The 3651-nt window shown below is 68.3% G+C and carries 4 protein-coding genes and 1 tRNA gene; all 5 read left to right on the top strand.

Annotation, left to right across the window (positions count from 1 at the left end; genetic code table 11):
* Positions 1-205 precede the first annotated feature (205 nt).
* The 5 genes from FV228_RS23225 to FV228_RS23205 all read left to right on the top strand — a co-directional run bounded on the left by FV228_RS23225 (position 206) and on the right by FV228_RS23205 (position 3282).
* Positions 206-282 (top strand) — tRNA-His (locus FV228_RS23225).
* 275 nt (positions 283-557) lie between these two features.
* Positions 558-1634: a tartrate dehydrogenase gene (locus FV228_RS23220; RefSeq protein ID WP_147856745.1), complete on the top strand. Its 1077-nt coding sequence runs from the start codon at positions 558-560 to the stop codon at positions 1632-1634.
* Positions 1635-1745: 111 nt separating this feature from the next.
* Positions 1746-2315 (top strand): hypoxanthine phosphoribosyltransferase, encoded by a 570-nt coding sequence (hpt, locus tag FV228_RS23215; protein WP_147856744.1) that lies wholly within the window; start codon positions 1746-1748, stop codon positions 2313-2315.
* Between the two features lie 184 nt (positions 2316-2499).
* Positions 2500-2865: a response regulator gene (locus FV228_RS23210; protein ID WP_007567202.1), complete on the top strand. Its 366-nt coding sequence runs from the start codon at positions 2500-2502 to the stop codon at positions 2863-2865.
* 57 nt (positions 2866-2922) lie between these two features.
* Positions 2923-3282, top strand: a complete 360-nt coding sequence (locus tag FV228_RS23205; RefSeq protein WP_238261451.1) for a hypothetical protein — start codon at positions 2923-2925, stop codon at positions 3280-3282.
* Positions 3283-3651 lie beyond the last annotated feature (369 nt).

The raw sequence follows: 3651 nt of genomic DNA, 5'->3' as shown, positions 1-3651 counted from the left end.
GCCTGGCCCCGATCCCGGCTCCCGGTCGCGCCCGCCGCTGGCTCTCGCGCGCTCACGCTCGCCCCTACCCCCGATCCGCCCTGGCCGATGCGCGGTTTCGTCGGTGCACTTATGAGGCGAATCCGCCCTGCGTCCACCGACACCGCATCAGCCTGCACACATCGTCTTGAAAACTGCCGCGGCCCACGATACACCGCCCGCCAGTGCCGCCGTAGCTCAGTTGGTTAGAGCACCAGATTGTGGATCTGGGGGTCCCCCGTTCGAGCCGGGGCGGTGGTACCATCCATTCAGGACGACTGCGCAAGGGGTTGGCGGATCGCCGACCCCTTTTGCGTTTGCGGATGCCCCGTGGCGCGCGAGAACGATCGTTCGGCCGGCGTAGGGCAGCGCGCATTCGGCATTCGCCTCTTGTGAGCGTCCCCCCACTCCGGCTGATTTGCGGGGCCGAGATGGTCGCCAACGCATCGCTGTCGAGGCGGAAACGGCCCTGTGCCCTCCTGGCGGGGGACGCCGACGCGTCCTGAATGGCGTAGGGTCCCAGAAACGGAGGCCACGCCATGAAGCAGTACCGCATCGCCGCCATCCCGGGGGACGGGATCGGCCAGGAGGTCATCGCCGCCGGCATCGAAGTGCTCGACGCCCTCGCCGAGCGCGACGGCAGCTTCGGATTCGCGTTCGACCGGTTCGATTGGGGCTCGGACTACTACAAGGCCCACGGCGTCATGATGCCGAAGGATGGTCTGGCGCAGATCGAGGGCCACGACGCGATCTTCTTCGGCGCGGTCGGCGCGCCGGACGTGCCGGACCACATCACCCTGTGGGGCCTGCGGCTCGCCATCTGCCAGCCGTTCGACCAGTATGCCAACGTCCGGCCGACCCGCATCCTGCCGGGCATCACCAGCCCCCTGCGCCACGTCACCGGGCCGGAACTCGACTGGGTGATCGTGCGCGAGAATTCCGAGGGCGAGTATGCCGGCGTCGGCGGGCGGGTCCATCAGGGCCATGCCAACGAGGTCGCCACCGACGTCTCGATGATGACCCGCTCGGGGGTCGAGCGCATCATCCGCTACGCGTTCGAGCTGGCGCGTACGCGCCCGCGCAAGCTGCTCACCGTGGTCACGAAGTCGAACGCCCAGCGCCACGCCATGGTAATGTGGGACGAGATCGCCGCCGAGGTCGCGGCCGACTTCCCGGACGTGGCCTGGGACAAGATGCTGGTCGACGCCATGACCATGCGGATGACCATGAAGCCCCAGACCCTCGACACGATCGTGGCGACGAACCTGCACGCCGACATCCTGTCGGACCTCGCGGCGGCCCTGGCGGGATCGCTCGGCATCGCGCCCACCGCCAACATCAACCCGGAGCGCCGGTTTCCCTCGATGTTCGAGCCGATCCACGGGTCGGCCTTCGACATCGCCGGCAAGGGCATCGCCAACCCGGTCGGGACCTTCTGGACCGCCTGCCAGATGCTCGAGCATCTCGGCGAACAACCCGCCGCCGACCGGCTGATGCGCGCGGTCGAGCGCGTCACCGCCGATCCCGCCCTGCACACCCCCGATCTCGGCGGAACGGCCACGACCCGCGCGGTCACGGAGGCGGTGATCGCGGCGATCCGCGGCGACAACGGCTGACGGCAGGCCGCCGGCTTGATCCGGTGTTCCCCCGGCGGGTCCTGGGCGTTAAGGTCGGTCTCGATCGCGGCGGTGAGCCCGCACAAAAAAGAAACCTCCGGGACCCGTCAGATGAGCATCCCCGAGCGGCGCGTCCGCCCCCTGTTCGACGAGGCGGCGATCGCCAAGCGCAACACCGAGCTGGCGCAGGAGATCCTGTCGGCGAACCCGGAGGACCTTCTGGTCGTCGCCGTGCTCAAGGGCAGCTTCATGTTCGCCGCCGACCTGCTCCGGGCCTTGCACCGGGTGGGGCTGTCGCCGCAGGTCGAGTTCGTGCACCTATCGAGCTACCGTACGGGCACGGTCTCCAGCGGGCAGGTCGAGATCCTGCGCGACGTGCAGAGCGAGGTGCGCGGGCGGGACGTGCTGCTGGTGGACGACATCCTCGAATCCGGCCGGACCGTCGTGTTCGCCAAGGATCTGCTCATGGCACGGGGCGCCAAGCGGGTGCTCACCGCGGTGCTCCTGGAGAAGCCGGGCAAGCGCGCGGTGACGATCGACGCCGATTTCGTCGGCTTCACCTGCCCGGACGTGTTCGTAGTCGGCTACGGAATGGATGCCGCCCACGCCTACCGGCAACTGCCCTTCGTGGGCGTGGTCGATTTCGACAGCGGCGATCCGGACCTGTTCGACGAGGCGTGATCGGTCCGCTGGACGGCGCGGCATTTTCGTCCCGGCGGATGGGGATGCGATTGTTTTCCCGAGTTGTGCCTTGACAGCGCAACGGTTCCGTTCGTGATCTGTTATCCATAAGCAGGCCTGAAGTCTCATCCTGGCGGGACATCCTCCGAATCAGGCCCAGGATCAGGAACGTTTACGGGACCCCATGGCGCGCATCCTCCTCGTGGATGACGAAGAGACCGTCCGAGGCTTCCTCAAGCGGGGGCTTGAGATCGACGGCCACGCCGTCGTGACCGCCAATGACGGCAGCGACGGGCTGGATCGGCTCAACGAGGCCGATGGCGGCTTCGACCTGATGCTGACCGACATCCGCATGCCGCTCATGGACGGCATCGCGCTGGCGCTCGCCGCCAAGCGCGACTTCCCGGACCTGACCATTCTGCTGATGACCGGCTTCGCCGATCAGCGGGAGCGGGCCCGCGGTCTCGACGCGATCGTCACCGACGTGCTGACGAAGCCGTTCTCCCTGGCGGATTTGCGCGCCACCGTGAGACGGGCGCTGGCCGCCTGACGGTGCGCGTCCTGGTACCGGGCGTCGATTTCATCCGCCTTTAAACATCCGTTTTAGGTGGCGCTTCACGAAAGCGTGTCAGTTTCGGCGGCGAATATCGATCCGGCCGGGCAAGGCAGCGCGATGGACCGTCGAGACAGGGCCGCCCCCGAGGCGGATTGGGACGACGACTGGGATGCGCCGCCGCGTCCCCGTAGGAGCGTCTTCGGACGTGCGTTCGGTCTTCTCAAGCTTGCGATCTTCGTCCTGCCGGTGGCGATGCTCCTCTATGGCAGCGTCGCCGATTGCAGCGCGCGTCCCGCCCCGGGGAGCTGGCTGGGGCTGGTCGGCGCGAGCGCCTGCGCGCGCGGCGAAATGATCGGCACCGTCCTCTCGATCCAGGACAACTTCGCGCTGCTGAAGCGGCTGATCGATTGAGGTCTGCGGGGGAAAGCCCCGCCGCACCCCGCCGAGAGCATCGTCCTGAATGGGGGCCGCCGGCCTTCGCGAAAACGACGATGCGAATGAAGGGGCGATCGCAGCGTGACGGGTCCGATATCCGGCGCGCTGCGCCGGACGGTTACCGACTCGGCGTCGGCGAGCGCGTCACATCAAGCCCAGAAGGGCGACCCCGATTGCATCGCGACCGGGCTCGCCCGTTGCCCCGATCTTCGCGAGCCCAGCATGTCCAGCCAGCCCCTCCCCCCGTCTTCCACCGTGACCGGGCACGACGCGCTCGAGGAGGCCCAGTTCCGCGCCCGCATGGCGCGGCTCGGCTCCGACCCGGCGAGTCGCCGCCGCCCGCGG

Origin of the sequence: Methylobacterium sp. WL18 (assembly GCF_008040015.1) — a bacterium.
GTDB lineage: Bacteria > Pseudomonadota > Alphaproteobacteria > Rhizobiales > Beijerinckiaceae > Methylobacterium > Methylobacterium mesophilicum.
This window is presented reverse-complemented; position numbering and strand designations above follow the sequence as displayed.